Source organism: Bacillus cereus group sp. BfR-BA-01330 (assembly GCF_022663885.1).
In the GTDB taxonomy this organism is placed as follows: Bacteria; Bacillota; Bacilli; order Bacillales; family Bacillaceae_G; genus Bacillus_A; species Bacillus_A cereus.
This window is the reverse complement of the sequence record NZ_JAKUGK010000005.1, coordinates 410,855-431,943: the sequence shown is the minus strand read 5'-3', so window position 1 is coordinate 431,943 and position 21,089 is coordinate 410,855. Positions and strand designations below refer to the sequence as shown.

Here is a 21,089-nt window from a genome sequence, read left to right as displayed (position 1 = left end):
AACAGCGATAGCACCACCACTTTCTTCCATCTTCTTTCTGTTAAAAAGTTGCTATCTTATTGTATCCACAAACGAAAAAAGAGATGCCTCATAAAGAGACATCATCTTTTCTATACTTGCGGTTCAGATTCTACTTTCTCAACCTTCTTCTTGTTTTTTCCCTTTTTCAAACGACGGTTTTCAAGCATTAACCAAATTTGAGAGGCAACGAAAACAGAAGAGTACGTACCTACAATTAATCCAACAAGTAACGCAAACGAGAAGTTACGTAGTGACTCACTACCGAAGATAAGCAGTGCAATTACTGGGAATAACACTGTTAATACGGTGTTAATCGAGCGACCAAGCGTTTGGCGAATACTTGCATTTACGATTTCTTCTAGATCTTTTATATCGCGCACTCGTTTTTTCTGTTTGTATAATTCACGGTTTCTATCAAATGTAACAATCGAGTCATTAATAGAATAACCGATGATTGTTAGTACTGCAGCAATAAACGTTAAGTCTACCTCTAGTTGGAAAATACTAAACATAACAATCATAACGAATGCGTCATGTAATAATGCAAGCACTGCAGATAACGCATACGTAAATCGGAAACGAATACTTACGTATAAAATGATAACCGCAGAAGCAATTAATACTGCGATAAATGCATTTCGTGCAATTTCTTTACCAATTGTCGGTGAAACTGTACTTACGTTTGGATCTGTACCATATTTATCGTGGAAGAATGTTTTTGTTTTCGCAATTTCATCTTTTGATAAAACACCTAATGTACGAACTGCGAAACCTTTATTGTCATCTCCAGTCGGTACAATATTTTCTTCCTTCACATCAATGTTCAATTCTTTAAAATCTTTATGAACATCAGACACAGTAACGGCTTGTTTTGATTGCAAGTCGATACGTGTACCACTCGCAAAGTCAATACCAAGATTCAATTTGAAAATTGGTAAGATAATTGCACCCGCAATTACAACTACAATCGAGAAGATAAGGAATTTATGACCGATATTTACGAAATTAATACGATCAAATCTCGTTGGCGGATGTACTACCCCTTTTGTTAATGGAATAATATCCTTTTGTTTCACACCAAAATATCCTGGTTTTTTATCAAAGTAACGGCTCTTTACAAGTAAACCTAGTAAGAAACGAGTACCGAATACGTTCGTAATAAAACCAACTAAAATACTTACGATTAAACTTGTTGCGAATCCTTTTACAGAGCTATTACCATAAACGAATAACACACCAGCTGCTGCAAGAGTTGTAACGTTTGCATCTAGAATTGTTGCTAATGAACGATGGTTACCAGCGCGGAATGCCGACATCATGGACTTACCAATTTTCAACTCTTCTTTCAGTCTCTCGTACGTAATAATATTCGCATCAACTGCGATACCTACTCCGAGCACTAACGCCGCAATACCTGGCAACGTAAGAACTGCATGCATCCAGTTAAAGACAAGTAATGTAACGAAAATGTATAAACCTAACATAATAACCGCTACAAGTCCTGGTAAACGGTAGAATACAAGCATAAATAAGAAAATAAGAGCGATACCAATCGCACTAGCGAAAATCGTTTGCTCTAACGCTTGTTGACCAAATTTCGCTCCAACAGATGTTGAATACATTTCTTTTAAATCAACAGGAAGTGCACCTGCATTTAATAAAGATGAAAGTTGTTTCGCACTTTCAACTGTGAAGTTTCCACCTACGATAGATACTTCAGCTTGGTTAAATACTTGGTTTACTGTTGCTGCTGATAAGAACTTCGGATTCGGTTTTGCAGATTCTGCTTTGTACGAATCTTTTCCTTCTTCAAAATCAAGCCAAATTACCATTAAATTCGTTGGTGGTGGCATTTTTGAAATTTTTTCAGTTACTTCACGGAATTTTTCAGCGCTCTTTAGTGTAAGACCTACGCTCGCACGGCCTTGCTCATCAAATGTTTGCTTCGCTCCGCCGCCTTTTAAATCCGTTCCGTCCATAAGAAGATTATCATCTACATCACGGAATGTTAATTTCGCTTGTGTTGATAACATTTCACGTGCTTTTTGCTGATCTTGTACACCAGCAAGCTGTACACGAATTCGATCTTGCCCTTCGATTTGAATGTTCGGCTCACTTACACCGAGAACATTGACACGATTCTCAAGAGCACCTACTGTACTTACAAGTACGTCTCGATCGATTTTGTCACCTTTTTTGGCTGGTTTTACTTCATACAGAATTTCAAAACCACCGCGAAGGTCTAGTCCTAGACTAATTCCTTTTGCTATGTCTTTTCCTGCCGCACCAATTACTCCACCGATTAATAAAACGATGAGGAAAAAGGCGGCAATTCTCGTACCACGCTTTGCCATATGTACCCTCTTTCCGCTACTAACACTTTAAATAAATCTCTTACGATTCACTTTTACACGTGTGCATACGTCTAGTTAGTAGACTTCCTTTCTATAATTTTGCTAGCTCATCACTAGCTGTGCCGGTACGTTTTCACGATACCTGCACTTTCATTATTTGTTTTCTCTCTTCACTACCTCCTTTATATATGATCTTAGACATAATTATTTCCTGATTATCAATACCTATCATTATACTGCAAAAGGAAGAACAAACCAATTGCAGTCGGTTATTTATTTTCATATTCATCAAATGACCAAAGTGGCGCTTGATATGCTTCAACAGTTAAATATGTCATATATTCATTAGCACTTACTGTTAATACGTCATTAACTAATTCATACAATCTAACATCGCTGTCTATCTTCTTCCACTTTTTCACTTTAAGAAACTTCCAAATGTCATCATCTGTCACTCTGTCGTAGCCGAACATTTGAAACTCTTCTACTTTACTTTCTAAAACGACTTGTAACTGTCCGCGGTATGATTCTACCAAAGCCTCTCTATCTAACATCTATAACATCTCCTTCTTATTTCGCACGAAAAGTCGCTTTTATTCCCGCTCTAATGGACAGCAATAACTACTTTCAAGAGCACTATCATATTTCACTCTCTTAAATGCTTGTCATTCTTGTCTCGTACGTGCATATAAATTATTGTAAATCATTCCATTGATTTTGAGAAGGTAGGAGAAGAACATGACGAGACAAAGCTTTTTAAAAGGCGCATTTATTTTAATGATAGCCGGCTTTATTACAAAAATACTCGGCTTTATCAACCGCATAGTAATGGCACGTATTTTGGGAGAAGAAGGCGTTGGTCTTTATATGATGGCCGTTCCTACATTCATTTTAGCAATTACATTGACACAAATTGGTCTTCCTGTCGCAATCGCAAAATTTGTAGCAGAAGCGGAAGCTGTGAACGATAAACAAAGAGTTAAAAAAATATTAACCGTATCACTAGCTGTTACATCCGTTATTAGTATTATTTTAACAATCGGAATTATGTTCCTCACACCTATTTTAGCAAAAACATTATTAACCGACGAAAGAACGTACTATCCATTAATGGCCATTTTGCCCGTTGTTCCTGTTATTGCTGTTTCTTCTGTTTTGCGTGGTTATTTTCAAGGGAAACAAAACATGAAACCTAGCGCTTATGCGCAAGTTCTAGAACAAGTCGTCCGCATTACCATTATCGCTATATGCATTCAATTATTTTTACCTTACGGCATAGAATACGCTGCAGCCGGCGCTATGTTATCAGCTGTTCTCGGTGAAGTTGCATCGTTATTATTTTTACTCACGTTATTTCAGCGAGAAAAACATTTATCAATACGCTCTGGATTTTTCACTACTGTAAAGGAAAGCAAAGGGACATTTTATTCTCTGATGGATATTGCCCTTCCAACTACAGGAAGTCGTTTAATCGGCTCCGTTTCATATTTTTTTGAACCTATTGTCGTTATGCAAAGCTTAGCAATCGCTGGTGTCGCTGCTTCTGTTGCAACCCAGCAATACGGTATATTAAACGGTTATGCATTCCCGCTTCTATCACTACCCGCCTTTATTACATACGCTCTCTCTACAGCGCTCGTCCCTTCTATTAGTGAAGCAATGGCAAAAAGACAACATAAATTAGTGGAGCACCGTTTACAACAAGCACTTCGAATTTCATTAATTACCGGCGGATGGTCTGTCGTTATATTATACGTATTCGCTTCTCCTGTTTTAACTCTTATGTATGGATCAGACAGCGCAACAGCATTCATTCAACTTCTTGCGCCTTGCTTTTTATTTCATTATTTCCAAAGTCCACTTACCTCTGTTTTGCAAGCTTTAAACTTAGCAAGAGCTGCAATGATGAATACATTTATTGGAGCCATCGTGAAATTAATCGTTATTTTTGTACTAGCATCAAGGCCAGAATTTCAAATGATGGGGGTTGCTCTCGCTATTGCAGCAAATATTGTAACAGTAACATTTCTTCACTACGCTACTGTTTTAAAAAAGATTACATTTACCATTTACGCAAAAGACTATATTTTCGGCGGACTTGCCATCGGTATCGCAGGCGCCTTCGGTTTTTATCTTCATAAATATATTATTTTCTCTCATGCCCTTGGCATACAAACATTATGGGAAATCACTTTAACAACAATTGTTTATATCGTACTTCTCTTCACTTTCAAACTCATTCGAAAAGAAGAGTTAAGTCGTCTCCCTATCATTCGTAAACTTTCATTTTTGAAATAAGGTGAAACTTTAATCAGTGGGGTAATCTCCACTGATTATTAGTTACACTAATCATTCTTACTCTTTCAAAGAATAAGTCTCTAATTTTCTTTTACATCAACAAAAAATTTTCCGTTTTGAAAACTACAGTATAAAATTTGTGTTACATCGTTATAACCTAAGTTTTTTAATTTCTCAATAAGCCATGCATCTGTATGTTCAATCATTTGTAAATGACTAGATTGAATTTCTCCATCAATAATAAGAGGAAGCGTAAACTGCAATGTATCTTGTTTATTTTTTTGTTTTTGAAAGACAGATAACTTCCCAGACGGTTCCAAAATAGCATATTCTACATCCCGAATATCTCCAACTCCTTGTTCCCTTAATTGCATCATTAAATCATCTATATTATAACGTTGCTTTCTCATCTTCTTTTCATCAATCTTTCCCGCGTTTACAAGAATAGCCGGCTCACCTTCTATTAAATGCCGAAAGCGTTGATACTTTAGGGAAATGACTGACAAAATAATTTGGATGCACATAAGAAAAGTCATCGGAACTAATTGATGCCAAAGTGATTTATCGGTATTTTCAATTGCCACTACAGCCATTTCTCCAAGCATAATAAATACGACTAAATCTAATACACTTAGCTCTCCTATCTCACGTTTACCCATAAGACGAAAAATAATTAAGATGATGATATACAAAAGCATTGTCCGTCCAATTATTGATATCCATTCCATTTCTACATCTCCTTTTTTACGTATAGACTCCCCTATAAAAAAGAAACTAGTCTAACTTAGACAAAAGGAAAATATGCTTGTATTAAAAAGGGGGAATGCATAAATGGATGGAACGAAAAAATTATCAACTGCAATTGGCTTCGGTATTGTTACACTACTAATTCTCGCATCTATTACTAGTATGATTATGGCTCTTTTATTAAAGTTTACGAATATAAACGAAGGGACATTAACCGTTACTATTTTTATACTCGCTCTTTTATCTATGCTTATGTCTGGATTTACTGCCGGCAAAAAGGCTCAAGGAAAAGGTTGGCTAGTAGGTCTCACAACAGGTCTCACGTTCACTATACTCGTTTTTCTAGTTAACTATTTAGGCTTTTCTCAAACTTTATCGAACTCACAATTACTTTATCAATTAGCATTAATGGGGGCGAGTACACTCGGTGGTATTTTCGGTGTAAATATGTCAAAGCAAAGTAACTAAAAAAGGCCCTGCATATTTCATGCAGGGCCTTCCAAATTAGTTTTTCACAACTTCACGAATCGCATTGCGATCGAACGTTAAGTGTGAACCACCAGATTTAATAACAATTTTCGTCTCATCTACTGATTCGATTGTACCGTGTAAACCACCGATTGTTACGATAGCATCACCTTTTGCTAACTCACTTTGCATTTGAGCAACTGCTTTTTGACGTTTTTGTTGCGGGCGAATTAATAAGAAATAGAAAATCGCAAACATCGCAACGATCATAACGATATTCATCATACCTGCATTCATCTTTTGTTCCTCCTTTTAAATTATGTATTAGAAGTTTTTAGCATTCGGTTTATTAAAGCCATACTGTTCAAAGAACTCTTCGCGGAAATCGCCAAGACGGTCTTCACGAATAGCTTGTCTCACCTGCTCCATTAAGTTTAACAGAAAATGAAGGTTGTGATAAGACGTTAAACGAATTCCGAACGTTTCATCACATTTCATTAAGTGACGAATGTACGCACGAGAGTAGTTTTTACATGTGTAGCAATCACAGTTTGGATCAAGCGGACCGAAGTCTCTTGCGAATTTCGCATTTTTTACAACGAGGCGACCTTCACTTGTCATACATGTACCATTTCGAGCGATACGAGTTGGAAGTACGCAGTCAAACATATCAATACCACGAATTGCGCCATCGATTAACGAGTCAGGAGAACCTACTCCCATTAAGTAACGAGGCTTATTATCTGGAAGAAGTGGTGTTGTAAACTCAAGTACACGGTTCATAATATCTTTCGGTTCGCCTACAGATAAACCACCTACAGCGTAACCAGGGAAGTCCATTGAAACAAGATCTTTCGCACTTTGACGACGAAGCTCTTCGTACTCTCCCCCCTGTACAATACCGAATAAACCTTGATCTTGCGGACGTTCATGCGCTTTTAAGCAACGTTCTGCCCAGCGGCTCGTACGCTCTACAGATTTCTTCATATATTCAAAAGTAGCTGGGAATGGTGGACACTCATCAAATGCCATCATAATATCTGAACCTAATGCATTTTGGATTTCCATCGCTTTTTCTGGTGATAAGAATAATTTATCTCCATTTAAGTGATTACGGAAGTGAACGCCTTCCTCTTCAATACGACGGAAGTCACTTAAACTGAATACTTGGAAACCACCAGAGTCTGTTAAGATTGCACGATCCCAGTTCATAAATTTATGCAAGCCGCCTGCTTCACGAATAATTTCATGACCTGGACGTAGCCATAAATGATACGTATTACTTAAAATAATGCCAGAATCCATTGCTTTTAATTCTTCTGGTGACATTGTCTTAACTGTTGCAAGTGTACCAACTGGCATAAATGTTGGTGTATCAAATGAACCGTGCGGCGTATGCACACGACCTAAACGGGCACCCGTTTGTTTACATGTCTTAATAAATTCATAACGAATTGCTGTCATAACTTACTCCTTTTATTTGTTTCTCATTTTAGCGTGAGATGCAACGAACATTGCATCACCGAAGCTAAAGAAACGATATTTTTCTTTTACTGCTTCATTATAAGCATGAAGTACATTATCTCTATTTGCAAATGCACTTACAAGCATAATTAATGTTGATTTCGGTAAATGGAAGTTTGTAATTAAACCATCAATTGCTTTAAATTCATATCCCGGATACATGAAAATATCTGTCCACCCAGAAGCGGCGCAGAGCTTACCGTCATGATCTGTTGCAATTGTTTCTAACGTACGAGTTGATGTCGTACCTACAGTAATAATACGTCCACCATTCTCTTTCACACGATTTAATAATGCCGCTGTCTCTTCAGACATATGATAATATTCTGCGTGCATATGGTGTTCTTCAATCGTGTCTGCAGAAACTGGTCTAAATGTTCCAAGTCCTACGTGAAGTGTAATGAATGCTAACTGAACGCCTTTTTGCTTTAACTTCTCAAGTAACTCTTCTGTAAAGTGAAGTCCCGCAGTCGGCGCTGCTGCTGAACCGATTTCTTTCGCATATACTGTTTGATAGCGATCGCGATCTTCCAGCGTCTCTTTAATATATGGAGGAAGCGGCATTTCCCCAAGTTCATCTAAAATTTCATAGAAGATGCCATCATATGAAAATTCAAGCTGGCGTCCACCTTGATCTGCAGTTCCTGTGCAAGTTGCTTTTAATTTCCCTTCGCCAAAAGAGATAACAGTTCCTTCTTTTACACGTTTCGCTGGCTTTACAAGCGTTTCCCACTTATCACCTTCTTCTTGTTTTAAAAGAAGTACTTCAATGTGCGCGCCTGTATCTTCTTTCACACCGTGCAAACGAGCAGGCATAACTTTCGTTTCATTTAAAACTAAGCAATCCCCCTCATGTAAGTAAGAAAGAATATCCGTAAAATGTTTATGCTCAATATCACCTGTTTCACGGTCTAACACCATTAATCTTGATGTTTCACGATCTTCTAACGGGACTTGTGCAATAAGTTCTTCTGGTAAATGAAAATCAAACAGATTTATATCCATAGCTATATCCACCTATTTCTTATTTAAATCGATTTATTATATACATAATAAAAGATAATACAATACTTAACACAATACATGTAATGATAGGAAAATAAAAGGTAACGTTTCCTTTTTTCACAAAAATATCGCCTGGAAGCCTTCCAATGAACTTCCAAGCTAATCCAACAACGATGAGTAAGATCCCGGCTGTAATAAGCAGCTTTGGCATCTCCGTCATACGTTTGGTATCTCCATTCCGAAATGTTCATACGCAAGCGGCGTTACAATTCGGCCCCTTGGCGTTCGTTGTAAAAAGCCAATTTGTAATAAATACGGCTCATACACATCTTCAATCGTATGAGATTCTTCTCCAATTGTTGCTGAAACCGTTTCTAATCCAACTGGACCGCCACGGAATTTCTCAATAATACCAAGCAGTAATTTATGATCAATATGATCTAGACCTAATTTATCTACTTGCAGTAGCTCTAATGCCATTTGTGTAATTTCCATCGTAACCGTTCCGTTACCACGAACTTGCGCGAAATCACGTACACGTCTTAAAAGACGATTCGCAATACGAGGTGTACCACGAGCACGTCTTGCAATTTCTAATGCAGCTAACGAATCGATTTCAACTTCAAATACTTCTGCTGTACGTTCAACAATCGCAGAAAGCTGATCTACTGTGTAGTACTCTAACCTTGAAAGTACACCGAAGCGGTCACGAAGCGGTGCCGATAATGCTCCAGCACGTGTTGTTGCTCCAACTAATGTAAATGGCGGTAAATCTAGGCGTACAGAACGTGCTGAAGGCCCTTTTCCAATTACAATATCAAGGCAAAAGTCTTCCATCGCAGGATACAATACTTCTTCAATTGATCTATGCAAACGATGAATTTCATCAATAAATAATACATCCCCTGGCTGAAGCGCTGTTAATACAGCAGCTAAATCTCCTGGTCTTTCAATTGCGGGACCTGAAGTTGTTCTAACATTAACGCCCATCTCATTGGCAATAATATTCGCAAGCGTCGTTTTACCAAGACCTGGTGGTCCATATAAAAGCACGTGATCTAACGTTTCTTCACGCATTTTCGCCGCTTCAATAAATACTTCTAAATTATGTTTTGCTTTATCTTGGCCAATATACTGACGGAGCGTCTGTGGCCGTAATGAATATTCTAAATCCGCATCTTCATATGCAGATTCCCCTGAAAGGAGACGTTCGTCCATTATACTCACCTCTTACCATTTAGTAAAAGACTAAGTGCCTTTTTAATATACTGATCCGTCGTTAATGATTCTTTTAATAACTCTGGTACAACACGAGAAACTTCGCGTTCTGCGTATCCAAGTGCGCGGAGAGCTTCCAGTGCCTCATCAAGCTCAGCTGATGAACCTTTCTTCTCATCAAAACGTTCTGTGTCTGAGAATAAATCAACAAATGCATCTGGTACGACATCTGCTAGTTTTCCTTTTAAATCTAAAATCATTTGGCGTGCTGTTTTCTTTCCGACGCCTGGGAATTTCACTAAAAACTTCTCATCTTCATGCTCAATCGCTTGAACGACCTGTCCTGTTTGACCAGAAGCTAAAATTGCAAGAGCTCCTTTTGGCCCAATGCCAGACACGCCTAACAACTTTGTAAATAATAAACGCTCTTCACGTGTTTTAAACCCGTAAAGTGCCATAATATCTTCTCTCACATAATGATATGTATAGACACGGATTTCTTGCTTACTTCTTTGAAATACATACGGATTTGGTGTGAAAATTTGATAACCAATTCCATTATGATCAATTACGACATATTCCGGCCCTACATACTCCACGTAACCTGTAACATATTCAAACAAAATACGATCTCTCCCTCTTAAATCATGTATTCCATTTTAACATATTTAATGATAGAAAAGCGAGACTGCCCCAACAAATGTTCTCCACTTGAAACTTCTGTTATTTTCCATTGACAGAAAGGTTAAAGCACCTTAATATACAGAAGTCGATAATGATTATCAATACTAATTAAAGGGGTTACATCAGGATGAAACGTAAGCTATTTATTTTATTTACTATTATGCTCGTTGTTCTTTCTATCGTTGGCTGTTCTTCTCAAAAAGAAGAATCGAAGGCAAAAGAACAACCGAAAACAAAAGTTGTAAAACATGCTAAAGGTGAAGCTACAATTCCAGTAAATCCAAAGAGAATTGTTGACTTATCTGGATCAACAGAAGAACTATTACTTCTTGGACACAAACCTGTTGGTACAGCAAATACATATAAAGATAAAATCCAAGATCACTTAACAGACAAGTTAGATGGAGTAAAAGCAGTAGGTTGGTACTGGGCACCTAAAGTTGATTTAGAAGCTGTTACTGCTTTAAAACCAGACTTAATTATTTTAAACAACCGTCAATTGAAAATTTATGATCAACTAGAAAAGGTTGCACCTACAGTTGTTCTAGAAACAAACTTAGAAGACTGGCGTGGTAAGTTTAAAGAAGTAGGTAAGCTATTTGACGAAGAGAAGAAAGCGGACAAATGGATTGCAGACTACGATAAGAAAGCAGACTCTTTATCTAAAAAAATTAAAGAGAAAACAAAAGATGAGAACTTTATGTTCGTCGCAGTTACACCACAAAACTTCCGTGTATACGGTAGCTTCGGATACGGTGACATCATCTTTAACGACTTAAAACTTCCAGCAACAAAAGGCACAGATTTAAAACAAACGATGGCGCAAGTATCGCTAGAAGGTCTTGTTGCATTCCAACCTGATCAAATGTTCGTTGTAAACTTCGGCGGCGAAGCTGATAAAGTTTACGAAGACTACAAAAACAGTGCTGTTTGGAAAGACAATAAAGCAGTTAAAAACAATCACGTATATGAAGTATCAAATGAAGTCTTCAATACGAAAGCATTCAATCCAATCGGAAAAGATATGCTAATTGATGAAATCGCAAAAGAAATTTTAGCTAAAAATAAATAAGAAAAAAGCAGCTCACCATGAGCTGCTTTTTTTCTTACTTTGAACTGCGTATTGCTTCATTTTTTCAATCGTCTTCACAAAACCTTCTTTTGATTTAATACGAATGCCACGTTTCAATTTCGCACGTTCATAGCTCTCAAGCTTTTTCATATCAATTTGAAAGAAAGAATGGATCGCATTATCACTTTTCGGTACACCTTTGAAAATTTGTAATATCCCTTCCTCTGAAACACCAAAATACCCGCTCGTTTTCAATAACGGAGAAATATCATCAACTTTCTTTTGCAATACAATTTGTACATCATCACGATCAACGAGCTGCCATTCTTTATACTGCTGTAAAAACTTTTCTAAATCCGTCACTTTTTCTGTAAGTATTTCTTCGCTTACTTCGCCATCAACATACATACGCTCTAATAAAATTGTAACCTCAGGTTCTTTTTTCGTTACTTCTGGTACTGGCCCTTCCGCCTTCACATTCGTTTCATAAACGAAACAAAACATCATAACGAAAGCTTGCATCGCAATCAGTATCCATTTCATTTCCGTTCACCTCTTTTAGGCAAGATCATACTTTCATTAGTAGTTTTTCCGGAAATGGGGGTTTTATCCATATTACATTTCTTTCGAAAAATAAAAAATGCAGATAAGGGTTTACCTCATCTGCATGTATCATTTACTTTTATATAAAATGAAAGACGCCTGCAAAGCAGGCGTCTTGATGCGTTTACGGCGAGAGACCAGGCGACCACATTCGCGTGTTTAGCACTTAAGCATATCTCTCGTCTTACGTAAATTAGCTCATCGCTTTGCTAATATAACATTAATAAAGTATAAGTGCAACATGTTTATAAAAATATTTTATTTCCTCTTTCATCCAAATTATTTTATGTAAATTATAAATTGATAATTGCAATATATATGTTACAATTAATGTGACAGCGAAATCATAATAAGCAGGGGATGAATATTATGAAAAAAATAAAGGATGAACGCCTCATTCTTCAAATGTTAAAAAACATACGTATTGTCTTTCTTTTTCAATACATTGGCGTAGTTGGAATTTTAGGCTATATCGGATTCACTGAAGGCATTGATCAAATTACGAAATCTCCATTGTGGCTATTATTTATGTTTACAAGTATTTTACTTGCTTATTTACAGTTAAGTGTTTCAATCGATGTAGAAGAAGGCGAAAAGGAAATACAGTTAACTCCTTATTACAAACTTGTCTTCCACTCCCTTATTGTAGGAATCGTTACGGCTATTATTTATATTATTTTCAGTCCAGAAAGACCTCTATTTGAAGCTATTTCAACAGGTAGTATTCTTTTCATATGCTTTTTAGTTTCTTATTCCGTTAGTTATTTTATTAAAAAACGTCGCTTACAAGACAACGATGAATAAAGAGGAAGGGCTATCCCTTCCTCTTTTGTTTTGTTATCGCACTGTACCAGTTAAACCGTAACGAATGTCTCGGAACATATTCACTATGTCACGATTAAAATCGTTTGTAACTGTACCGTTACGTAGACGCGTACTCATTGCATCGACACGAGTAAACATATCATTTCTTACAGAAACATATACGTTTCTGTTTCCAACTTCATTTGCAACAGCTTGACGAATTTCGTTAGCCATCGCCGTTTCATTTGTCACTGTGTTACGTGGTTTTACCGCAATCGCTACATCGTTTCCATATACAACTGTAGACACACGGTCTACGTTATTCATACGTTTCACACGATTTGTTATTCTTTCAGCTGTTTTACCATCATTGTTAATGTATGAATTGTTCATTGTAATATTACGAGTTGGATGCGGATTAGCAATTTGTCCATTGTAATTTACATCTCGATAATAATTGTATCCTGTATCGTTACGACCATTTCTATATGTTACATAATCTGTATAACGATCATTACGTGTCACATTATCACGATACTGGTGTGTATCATTATAAGATGTACGCTCGTAATTGTAGTTACGTCCATCCATTGCATTGTTATCTTTCGGTGTACCACATGCAGCTAATGCACTGGTAACTAACAAAGAAGCAGCAATCACTTTTACTTTCGTATTCAATACAAAAACCCCCTCTGTTAGAATGAGCTTCTCTACTGAAAAGCTCCCTCTTATGATGAGTAACCGAGAAGGTTTTTACACTGTTAATATTTCACTGGGAATTTTCTAGCACTTCATAAAAAAACTTCATTTTCTTAATTAACAGGAATGTAAAAAAGGCGGGAATACTCCCGCCTTTTTAAACTTCTTCTTCGTCCTCTTCTTCTGAAACGGGCTCTCCAAATACATTCGGTGGATCTGGTTGATAATACATCGTTCCTGGCTGTGGTGCATATGCAGACTGAGTTGGTTGGTAATATAAAGGATTCGCATATTGCGGACCGCCTGGTTGTGGACTATATAGTCTACTTTCTCCTCCGCATCCACAATCTTCCTCACCCTGCACAAGCGGCGGCATATTATTATCCATTGGCATCATATTCTGGTTTGGCATAGACGTATATTGCGGTCCAAACGGCGCTCCTTGCTGATATGGCATTTGATGATAATACGGATTCGGCGGCATCATGGGCTGTTGATACGGCATTTGATAGGGCATCATATTGGGTGGTTGATTGTTATCCATAATCGGCATCATATTCGGCATTTGATTGTTATCCATAATCGGCATCATATTCGGCATTTGATTGTTATCCATAATCGGCATCATATTCGGCATTTGATTGTTATCCATGATCGGCATCATATTCGGCATTTGATTGTTATCCATAATCGGCATCATATTCGGCATTATATTCGGCGGCTGGTTGTTATCCATAATTGGCATTATATTCGGTGGCTGGCTGTTATCCATGATTGGCATTATATTCGGTGGCTGGTTGTTATCCATGATTGGCATTATATTCGGTGGTTGGTTGTTATCCATGATTGGCATTTGAATATTTGGCATTTGAATATTTGGCGGTATGACTTGTGGAATAACTACATTTTCTTTCGATACATTTGGCGATACTATATTCCCTACGTTTTCTTTTTTCACTTGCGGTGACACTATATTCCCTACATTTTCTTTTTTCACTTGCGGTGACACTATATTTCCTACATTTTCTTTCTTCACTTGTGGCGATACTATATTTCCTACATTTTCTTTCTTCACTTGCGGCGATACTATATTTCCTACATTTTCTTTCTTCACTTGTGGCGATACTATATTTCCTACATTTTCTTTCTTCACTTGCGGCGATACTATATTTCCTACATTTTCTTTCTTCACTTGCGGCGATACTATATTGTTTTTTTTCGTTTGCGGAGAAATGATATTGTTAGGTTTCATTTTACTAATTTGAGGAGCAATTAACTCGCTTCCTTTTTTTATTACATCTGAAATTTTATATTCTTTTTTCGGTTTTATTGGTGGTTGTGGCGGCTGCGGTAATACATTTACCGAAAACTTCGTGTTTTCTTTTTCCGCCGGTTTTTGTTTTTCTATCACAGGTGGTTTTTGAATAACAGAAGGTTTTTCAACTGGTTTTTCTTTTTGAATTGGCTGTTCTTTTTGCACCTCTTTTTGCGGTTTCACCTGTACTTCTTTTTGTGGCTTTACCTGCATCTCCTTCTGTGGTTTCACCTGTACTTCTTTTTGCGGCTTTACCTGCATCTCCTTTTGCGGTTTTACTTGCACTTCTTTTTGTGTTTGTTGCATAGCTGGCTGCTGTGTAATTGGTGCTGATTGATACGTAACTTCTTCTTCATCTTCTATTCCAAGCGGAGTTGGTGTTGCTGCAAATTCTTTTTGCTGCACTTCTTTTACGTATTGCTTTGGAGGCGCTGAACCTGCTCCAGCCTGTTGTTTCATGTGAACACTCTTGGATGGCACTTTAATTTTCATACCTGGCATAATTAAATCTGGATTACTAAGTTGTGTATTTGTTTTTTTCAACGTGTCAAAATCCACTCCGTACTTTTTCGCAATTTTCCAAAGGGTATCCCCTTTTTGCACGATATGAATTTTCAAATTTTCCCCCTCCTGTATAACTTATCTATAAGTAACAAATCTCATGAAGTAACTCTTTCTAAATAACATTAACTTCTTTTCACTTTTATCACTTCTTCGATTTTCAATATCATTCGAAGCGGAATAAGCATAAAGAACCACAATGATTTCTTCAAAACAATGTATGCCCATTTCGTTCTCGTTATGATTATATGTATGAAAAAAAGCAACAGGAATACCGTTGCTTTACACACGCTCTAACATACGATTTAATGCAAGAACCGCTTCTGCCGTTACTTGTTTGTCTACGCTAATAACGTTAATTTCTTCTCCTCTTTCTATCGTTTCAAGTGTCCATAATAAGTGAGGCAGATCAATTCGGTTCATCGTTAAGCACGGACACATAAATGGATTAAGTGAAACAATTTCTTTATCTGGATGTTGCTGAATAATTCGGTTCACTAAATTCATTTCTGTACCAATCGCCCATTTGCTACCAGATGGCGCTGATTCAATCATATCAATAATATATTTCGTTGAGCCTGCATAATCTGAAGCAGCTACAACTTCATAACAACATTCTGGATGTACAATAATATTCATATCAGAATGATTTTTTCGTACGCTCTCAATGTTCTTCACTGTAAAATTTTGATGAACAGAACAATGCCCTTTCCATAAAATTACTTGAATTTCTTCTATATCCCCATCGTACTCTAATGAATCTGTGTGTGGGTCCCATACTGCCATTTTATCTAACGGGATACCTAAATCGTACGCTGTATTTCTCCCTAAATGTTGGTCTGGTAAAAAGACGAGACGTTCTTTTTGAGTAAACGCCCAAGATACCATTTGCTTTGCATTAGAAGATGTTACTGTTGCTCCTCCGTTACGACCACAAAACGCTTTAATTGCAGCTGTAGAGTTCACATATGTTAACGGAATCATCGTATCTCCAAATAATTTCGTGAGCTCTTTCCATGCTCTTTCTGTTTGTTCAATATCTGCCATATCCGCCATCGAACAACCTGCACGCATATCTGGTAAGATGACAACTTGATCATCTGTCGTTAACATATCTGCTGTTTCCGCCATAAAGTGCACCCCGCAAAACACAATATATTTTGCGTCTTTATTGCTCGCTGCAACTTGTGCAAGCTGAAGTGAATCCCCTGCTGCATCTGAAAATTGTACCACTTCATCTTTTTGATAATGATGCCCTGGAATGAATAACATTTTCCCCATTTTCTCTTTAATTTCACGAACACGCTTTTCCATATCTTCCGTTGACATCGTGTAATAACGCTCTGGTAACATCGTTTCAATTGGCTGTACTTGTTCTAAAATACTCATATACGTTTCTCCCCTCTAAGCCACTTTCCTTATCCTTCAATATTGAAACTAATATCAAGTGCTTTCACTGAATGTGTTAACGCTCCAAGTGAAATATAATCTACCCCTGTTTTTCCGTATTTCGGTAAATCTTCAATTGTGATGCCCCCTGAAGCTTCTGTAACGATAGCACTTGGTACAATTTTTGAAAACTCCCGGATTTCATCTGGCGTACGATTATCGAACATAATAATATCAGCACCAGCAGCAACAGCCTCTCTCACCTGTTCCTCAGTTTCTGTTTCTACTTCTACTTTCACCATATGTCCTAACTTCTCTTTCACTGATGTAACAGCTTTTGTAATAGAACCAGCAAACGCAATATGATTGTCTTTAATCATGACACCATCATATAAACCGAAGCGATGATTAAATCCACCGCCGCACACGACTGCATGCTTATCAAACATACGTAGTCCTGGCATCGTTTTTCGCGTATCACAAATGCGAGTATGACTGCTATCTAAAGCAAGAACCGCTTTACGCGTCATCGTCGCTATTCCGCTCATACGCTGAATAATATTTAATATAACGCGCTCTGCTGTTAATAACGATGCAATTGGGCCTTGCACAGTTGCAATGATTTCGCCTTTTTCTACAAGGTCCCCATCTTTTTTATGAAGCTCTACTTCAATTCTCTCATCAATTAATTTAAATCCTGATTCAATTACTAAACGTCCTGCAAAGACCCCTGTATCCTTCGCAAGAAACGTTCCTTTCGAAAGCAAGTTATCTGGAAAAATAAGCTGAGATGTTACATCTCTTTCCCCTATATCTTCTAAAAAAAATCGATTTAATGCTTCTTTAACTTTTATCGTGTTCATAAAGCCCCTCTTCCCCTCATCACACAAGTTGTCGTTTTCTCTTTACTCGAACAATCTCTTTCTTTCCTATATTTCTATCTGGATAATCACTCCGGTAATGCCCGCCAATACTTTCTTCTCTTTGCAAGGCTGACACAACTATAAGCTCACAAACCGTTAACATATTAATAAGCGTTATCTCTTCATTCGTAAGAACATCATGTTGTAATATCATATTTCGAACACCATACTTACTAAGCCATCTCTTCGCATAAGATAAACTTTGCTCTGTTCGCACAATCCCAACATATTTCATCATGCATTTTTGTATTTCTTCTTTCGTCGGTAAATGATTCAGAACGATAAACTTTGCTTCCTTTTCGGCTAGCATGTTCACCTTTTCTTTTGTCTCTCTAGATAAAATGTGTCGTCCGATTCTTTTTCCAAACACAAGACCTTCTAATAATGAATTACTCGCTAATCTATTTGCACCATGAACCCCGTTACAAGCTACTTCACCGACTGCGTATAAGTTCGGAATAGACGTCTCTCCATCACAGTTCGTTTTCACGCCGCCCATGTGAAAATGAGTACCAGGCACGACTGGAATAAGTTTTTTATTTATATCGACTCCATTTGTTTTACATATCGATGACACGGTCGGAAAGCGTTGTTCAAAGTTTTGAATCATTTCGATGTTTAAGTACACTTTTTCACCCGCAAGTAGCTGTTCATGAATAGCCCTTGCGACTACATCACGAGGCGCTAAATCCTGTTCGGAATGTATATCCATCATAAAACGCTGCCCTTTTCCATTTATAAGGACAGCTCCTTCTCCGCGAACAGCTTCGGACACAAGACCAGAACAACGCCCACCCGCGTATAACATCGTCGGATGAAATTGTATAAACTCTAAATCTACAAGCTCTCCGCCTGCACGGTACACCATTGCAAGTCCATCGCCTGTAATCGTCTCATCATTAGAAGTAAAGGCGTATAAACCGCCAATACCGCCTGAAGCTAACACCGTATAATCTGCATTGTAACGTTTCAATTCTCCTTTATTGTTGCGAGTTAAAGCCCCAACACATTTATCTTTTTCTATAATAAAATCGAGCACCATTTCCTGTTCCACTACCGTAACGTATGGAGCTACTTCTTGAATAAGATGCTCTAATAAATTCTTTCCTGTTGCATCGCCACCTGCATGTAAAATACGACGTTTTCGATGCGCTCCTTCTTTTCCAAGATGAGGACCTGTTTCATCTCCATCAAATTTCATTCCATTTTCAATAAGGTTATTAATTTCTTTCGGTCCTTCCTCGACTAAATAACGGACCACTTCTTCATTGTTATAATGACACCCTGCTACTAGCGTATCTTCAAAATGATCATTAGGATTGTCGTATGTAGCTACCGCTGCGGCAATTCCACCTTGAGCTAAATGTGTATTATTATTATGTTTCGTCTCCTTTGTGATAATAATCACATTCTTTTCGTGACAAATCTCTTTTGCAACACGAAGTGCCGCAACGCCACTTCCAATAATTAAGACATCTGCGCTTGGCATAATTGTTGCCTCCTACTTTACACTTTTCAACTGTCTTGACACCTATATTTACATAGTTTTAAAATAATGACAAGAGTTTTTTTATAATTCTTATTTTCACTACCATTTTAAAAGTAAAAGAAATGTAACTCTTACTAGAGAGAGGAACTTACATGATGATATATCTTGACTATGCAGCTACTACACCTATGAGCGAGGAAGCGTTACAAACATATATGAAAGCAGCTTCACAATACTTCGGAAATGAACAAAGTTTACATGATATTGGAGGAACGGCTTCTTCTTTATTACAAGTTTGCCGAAAAACATTTGCGGAAATGATTGGAGGCAAAGAACAAGGAGTATTTTTCACAAGCGGTGGATCGGAATCGAACTATCTTGCGATTCAATCACTTCTAAATGCCCGAAATAAGAAGCATATTATTACGACACCTATGGAACATGCATCCATTCGAAGTTATTTTCAATCTCTAAAATCAAAAGGCTATACGATCACTGAAATTCCTGTTGATAAAAATGGACTCATTTGTTTAGTAGATTTAGAGGCAGCTATTACGGAAGATACTGTGCTAGCAAGTATACAGCATGGAAACTCTGAAATCGGAACCGTTCAAAACATTACAGAAATCGGGGCACTTTTAAAAAAATATAATGTTTTATTTCATACGGATTGTGTGCAAACGTTTGGTAAACTGCCTATCCATGTTTTTGAGATGGGGATTGATAGTCTTTCTGTTTCAGCACATAAAATATACGGACCAAAAGGTGTCGGCGCTTGCTACATAAATCCGCAAACTCGCTGGGAACAAGTATTTCCAGGAACTTCTCACGAAAAAGGATTTCGCCCAGGTACAGTGAACGTTCCCGGCATCGCATCTTTTTTAACAGCTGCTGAAAATATATTAAAAACTCAATGGGAAGAAAGTTTACGTTTTAAAGAGTTACGATCCTACTTTTTAGAACAAATACAAACACTTCCGCTAGAAATTGAAGTAGAAGGTCATTCTACTTCTTGTTTACCACATATTGTTGGGGTTACAATAAAAGGAATAGAAGGTCAATATACTATGCTAGAATGTAATCGCCATGGTATCGCCATTTCCACCGGAAGTGCTTGCCAAGTCGGTAAACAAGAACCTTCGAAAACTATGCTTGCAATTGGAAAAACGTATGAAGAGGCAAAACAATATGTCCGCTTCTCTTTCGGACAACAAACAACGAAAGATCAAATTGATACTACTATTCATGCACTACACACAATTGGAAATCAATTTTATAGAGGTGTTAAATCATAATGAAACAAAATGAACAAAAAAAGATTTTAGGTGAAGAAAGACGACAACTTATCCTCCAGTGGCTTCTTGCTGCAAATGAACCGTTATCGGGGAATGAACTATCGAAAAAGACGAACGTAAGTAGACAAGTTATCGTGCAAGATATTTCCTTGCTTAAAGCACGAAACGAACCAATTATTGCGACTGCTCAAGGTTATTTATATTTAAAGCCGCAAGAGAAGCAACAAACTTTTGAACGCGTAATCGTATGCCAACATAAACCAGCAGAAGTACGTCAGGAACTTACAATGCTTGTTGACCATGGCGTTACGATTAAAGACGTAAAAGTTGAGCATCCTGTATACGGTGACTTAACAGCCTCCATTATGGTAAGCAATCGCTTTGATGTAGAGCAATATTTACAAAAAATCGAAAACACAAATGCTTCCTATCTTTCACAACTAACAGATGGTATTCACTTACATACAATCGAGGCAGATTCTAAAGAAAAATTAGATGCTGCTTGTGAGGCGTTAGATAAAGCAGGATTTCTCGTTTATTAATGTAAAGCACAGAGTTTTTATCATTCTCTGTGCTTTTTTAATGCTATAATATTGTAATCAATCGTAAAGGAGATCAAA

Annotated in this window: 20 protein-coding genes and 1 pseudogene; 6 read left to right on the top strand and 15 right to left on the bottom strand. The window is 37.4% G+C overall.

What is annotated here, in order from left to right; all coding sequences use genetic code 11:
• Window positions 1-110: 110 nt before the first annotated feature.
• A complete protein-coding gene (secDF, locus tag MR112_RS17395; RefSeq protein WP_001119066.1) occupies window positions 111-2,375 on the bottom strand; it encodes a protein translocase subunit SecDF in 2,265 nt (754 codons plus the stop codon).
• A gap of 269 nt (window positions 2,376-2,644) precedes the next feature.
• Window positions 2,645-2,929 carry a post-transcriptional regulator gene (locus MR112_RS17390; RefSeq protein ID WP_000886978.1) on the bottom strand — a complete coding sequence of 95 codons (285 nt, stop codon included), beginning with the start codon at window positions 2,927-2,929 and terminating at the stop codon, window positions 2,645-2,647.
• 184 nt (window positions 2,930-3,113) lie between these two features.
• Here MR112_RS17390 and spoVB point away from each other — a divergent pair, with 184 nt between their 5' ends.
• Entirely contained in the window at window positions 3,114-4,673 is a 1,560-nt protein-coding gene (gene spoVB, locus MR112_RS17385; RefSeq protein WP_000198300.1) for a stage V sporulation protein B, read from the top strand.
• Between the two features lie 80 nt (window positions 4,674-4,753).
• Here the strand turns inward: spoVB and MR112_RS17380 are convergent, their stop codons facing one another.
• Complete coding sequence (locus tag MR112_RS17380) at window positions 4,754-5,401, bottom strand: DUF421 domain-containing protein (RefSeq protein WP_000454818.1); 648 nt, start codon at window positions 5,399-5,401, stop codon at window positions 4,754-4,756.
• Window positions 5,402-5,504: 103 nt separating this feature from the next.
• Between MR112_RS17380 and MR112_RS17375 the strand changes: the two genes are divergently transcribed.
• A complete protein-coding gene (locus tag MR112_RS17375) occupies window positions 5,505-5,888 on the top strand; it encodes a TIGR04086 family membrane protein (RefSeq protein ID WP_000349150.1) in 384 nt (127 codons plus the stop codon).
• 36 nt (window positions 5,889-5,924) lie between these two features.
• On the opposite strand, the gene yajC is transcribed toward MR112_RS17375, so the two are convergent.
• The 6 genes from yajC to ruvA are packed head-to-tail and all read right to left on the bottom strand — an operon-like array spanning window position 5,925 to window position 10,258.
• The gene (yajC, locus tag MR112_RS17370) at window positions 5,925-6,185 is read right to left on the bottom strand and encodes a preprotein translocase subunit YajC (protein ID WP_000991115.1); all 261 of its coding nucleotides are present in this window, start codon (window positions 6,183-6,185) and stop codon (window positions 5,925-5,927) included.
• Between the two features lie 27 nt (window positions 6,186-6,212).
• Window positions 6,213-7,352 (bottom strand): tRNA guanosine(34) transglycosylase Tgt, encoded by a 1,140-nt coding sequence (gene tgt / locus MR112_RS17365; protein ID WP_000125365.1) that lies wholly within the window; start codon window positions 7,350-7,352, stop codon window positions 6,213-6,215.
• 12 nt (window positions 7,353-7,364) lie between these two features.
• Window positions 7,365-8,417 carry a tRNA preQ1(34) S-adenosylmethionine ribosyltransferase-isomerase QueA gene (gene queA / locus MR112_RS17360; protein ID WP_000354014.1) on the bottom strand — a complete coding sequence of 351 codons (1,053 nt, stop codon included), beginning with the start codon at window positions 8,415-8,417 and terminating at the stop codon, window positions 7,365-7,367.
• A gap of 19 nt (window positions 8,418-8,436) precedes the next feature.
• Window positions 8,437-8,637: a DUF2905 domain-containing protein gene (locus MR112_RS17355; protein ID WP_000138162.1), complete on the bottom strand. Its 201-nt coding sequence runs from the start codon at window positions 8,635-8,637 to the stop codon at window positions 8,437-8,439.
• Window positions 8,634-9,635, bottom strand: a complete 1,002-nt coding sequence (gene ruvB, locus MR112_RS17350; RefSeq protein WP_078186500.1) for a Holliday junction branch migration DNA helicase RuvB — start codon at window positions 9,633-9,635, stop codon at window positions 8,634-8,636. Before ruvB ends, MR112_RS17355 begins: the two co-directional genes overlap by 4 nt.
• A 5-nt stretch (window positions 9,636-9,640) precedes the next feature.
• Complete coding sequence (gene ruvA / locus MR112_RS17345; protein WP_000464511.1) at window positions 9,641-10,258, bottom strand: Holliday junction DNA helicase RuvA; 618 nt, start codon at window positions 10,256-10,258, stop codon at window positions 9,641-9,643.
• A gap of 188 nt (window positions 10,259-10,446) precedes the next feature.
• Here ruvA and MR112_RS17340 point away from each other — a divergent pair, with 188 nt between their 5' ends.
• On the top strand, window positions 10,447-11,391 hold the full coding sequence (locus MR112_RS17340; RefSeq protein ID WP_078186499.1) for an iron-hydroxamate ABC transporter substrate-binding protein: 945 nt from the start codon (window positions 10,447-10,449) through the stop codon (window positions 11,389-11,391).
• Between the two features lie 12 nt (window positions 11,392-11,403).
• On the opposite strand, the gene MR112_RS17335 is transcribed toward MR112_RS17340, so the two are convergent.
• Window positions 11,404-11,934 carry a BofC C-terminal domain-containing protein gene (locus MR112_RS17335; protein ID WP_000871175.1) on the bottom strand — a complete coding sequence of 177 codons (531 nt, stop codon included), beginning with the start codon at window positions 11,932-11,934 and terminating at the stop codon, window positions 11,404-11,406.
• 429 nt (window positions 11,935-12,363) lie between these two features.
• On the opposite strand from MR112_RS17335, the gene MR112_RS17330 reads away from it, so the two are divergent.
• The gene (locus MR112_RS17330; RefSeq protein WP_000721223.1) at window positions 12,364-12,798 is read left to right on the top strand and encodes a hypothetical protein; all 435 of its coding nucleotides are present in this window, start codon (window positions 12,364-12,366) and stop codon (window positions 12,796-12,798) included.
• Window positions 12,799-12,831: 33 nt separating this feature from the next.
• Here MR112_RS17330 and MR112_RS17325 read toward each other — a convergent pair whose 3' ends face one another.
• The 5 genes and pseudogenes from MR112_RS17325 to nadB form a co-directional block, all read right to left on the bottom strand.
• Window positions 12,832-13,476: a YhcN/YlaJ family sporulation lipoprotein gene (locus tag MR112_RS17325; RefSeq protein WP_001093536.1), complete on the bottom strand. Its 645-nt coding sequence runs from the start codon at window positions 13,474-13,476 to the stop codon at window positions 12,832-12,834.
• 1,797 nt (window positions 13,477-15,273) lie between these two features.
• Window positions 15,274-15,430, bottom strand: a pseudogene (gene safA / locus MR112_RS28910) (SafA/ExsA family spore coat assembly protein); the annotation flags it as partial.
• A gap of 225 nt (window positions 15,431-15,655) precedes the next feature.
• Window positions 15,656-16,762: a quinolinate synthase NadA gene (nadA, locus tag MR112_RS17315; RefSeq protein WP_000025339.1), complete on the bottom strand. Its 1,107-nt coding sequence runs from the start codon at window positions 16,760-16,762 to the stop codon at window positions 15,656-15,658.
• Between the two features lie 29 nt (window positions 16,763-16,791).
• On the bottom strand, window positions 16,792-17,625 hold the full coding sequence (nadC, locus tag MR112_RS17310; RefSeq protein ID WP_069358209.1) for a carboxylating nicotinate-nucleotide diphosphorylase: 834 nt from the start codon (window positions 17,623-17,625) through the stop codon (window positions 16,792-16,794).
• Window positions 17,626-17,644: 19 nt separating this feature from the next.
• Window positions 17,645-19,174: an L-aspartate oxidase gene (gene nadB, locus MR112_RS17305; RefSeq protein ID WP_001138522.1), complete on the bottom strand. Its 1,530-nt coding sequence runs from the start codon at window positions 19,172-19,174 to the stop codon at window positions 17,645-17,647.
• A 152-nt stretch (window positions 19,175-19,326) separates the two neighbouring features.
• Between nadB and MR112_RS17300 the strand changes: the two genes are divergently transcribed.
• Entirely contained in the window at window positions 19,327-20,469 is a 1,143-nt protein-coding gene (locus MR112_RS17300) for an IscS subfamily cysteine desulfurase (RefSeq protein WP_000973777.1), read from the top strand.
• A complete protein-coding gene (locus tag MR112_RS17295; RefSeq protein ID WP_000812275.1) occupies window positions 20,469-21,011 on the top strand; it encodes a transcription repressor NadR in 543 nt (180 codons plus the stop codon). Before MR112_RS17300 ends, MR112_RS17295 begins: the two co-directional genes overlap by 1 nt.
• Window positions 21,012-21,089 lie beyond the last annotated feature (78 nt).

Coding starts and splice junctions, on each gene's coding strand:
- MR112_RS17330 (WP_000721223.1), top strand. CDS start 12,364: ATGAAAAAAATAAAGGATGAACGCCTCATTCTTCAAATGTTAAAAAAC.
- ruvB (WP_078186500.1), bottom strand. CDS start 9,635: ATGGACGAACGTCTCCTTTCAGGGGAATCTGCATATGAAGATGCGGAT.
- MR112_RS17340 (WP_078186499.1), top strand. CDS start 10,447: ATGAAACGTAAGCTATTTATTTTATTTACTATTATGCTCGTTGTTCTT.
- MR112_RS17295 (WP_000812275.1), top strand. CDS start 20,469: ATGAAACAAAATGAACAAAAAAAGATTTTAGGTGAAGAAAGACGACAA.
- MR112_RS17375 (WP_000349150.1), top strand. CDS start 5,505: ATGGATGGAACGAAAAAATTATCAACTGCAATTGGCTTCGGTATTGTT.
- yajC (WP_000991115.1), bottom strand. CDS start 6,185: ATGAATGCAGGTATGATGAATATCGTTATGATCGTTGCGATGTTTGCG.
- nadC (WP_069358209.1), bottom strand. CDS start 17,625: ATGAACACGATAAAAGTTAAAGAAGCATTAAATCGATTTTTTTTAGAA.
- secDF (WP_001119066.1), bottom strand. CDS start 2,375: ATGGCAAAGCGTGGTACGAGAATTGCCGCCTTTTTCCTCATCGTTTTA.
- nadA (WP_000025339.1), bottom strand. CDS start 16,762: ATGAGTATTTTAGAACAAGTACAGCCAATTGAAACGATGTTACCAGAG.
- MR112_RS17380 (WP_000454818.1), bottom strand. CDS start 5,401: ATGGAATGGATATCAATAATTGGACGGACAATGCTTTTGTATATCATC.
- spoVB (WP_000198300.1), top strand. CDS start 3,114: ATGACGAGACAAAGCTTTTTAAAAGGCGCATTTATTTTAATGATAGCC.
- tgt (WP_000125365.1), bottom strand. CDS start 7,352: ATGACAGCAATTCGTTATGAATTTATTAAGACATGTAAACAAACGGGT.
- MR112_RS17390 (WP_000886978.1), bottom strand. CDS start 2,929: ATGTTAGATAGAGAGGCTTTGGTAGAATCATACCGCGGACAGTTACAA.
- MR112_RS17355 (WP_000138162.1), bottom strand. CDS start 8,637: ATGACGGAGATGCCAAAGCTGCTTATTACAGCCGGGATCTTACTCATC.
- queA (WP_000354014.1), bottom strand. CDS start 8,417: ATGGATATAAATCTGTTTGATTTTCATTTACCAGAAGAACTTATTGCA.
- MR112_RS17300 (WP_000973777.1), top strand. CDS start 19,327: ATGATGATATATCTTGACTATGCAGCTACTACACCTATGAGCGAGGAA.
- MR112_RS17335 (WP_000871175.1), bottom strand. CDS start 11,934: ATGAAATGGATACTGATTGCGATGCAAGCTTTCGTTATGATGTTTTGT.
- nadB (WP_001138522.1), bottom strand. CDS start 19,174: ATGCCAAGCGCAGATGTCTTAATTATTGGAAGTGGCGTTGCGGCACTT.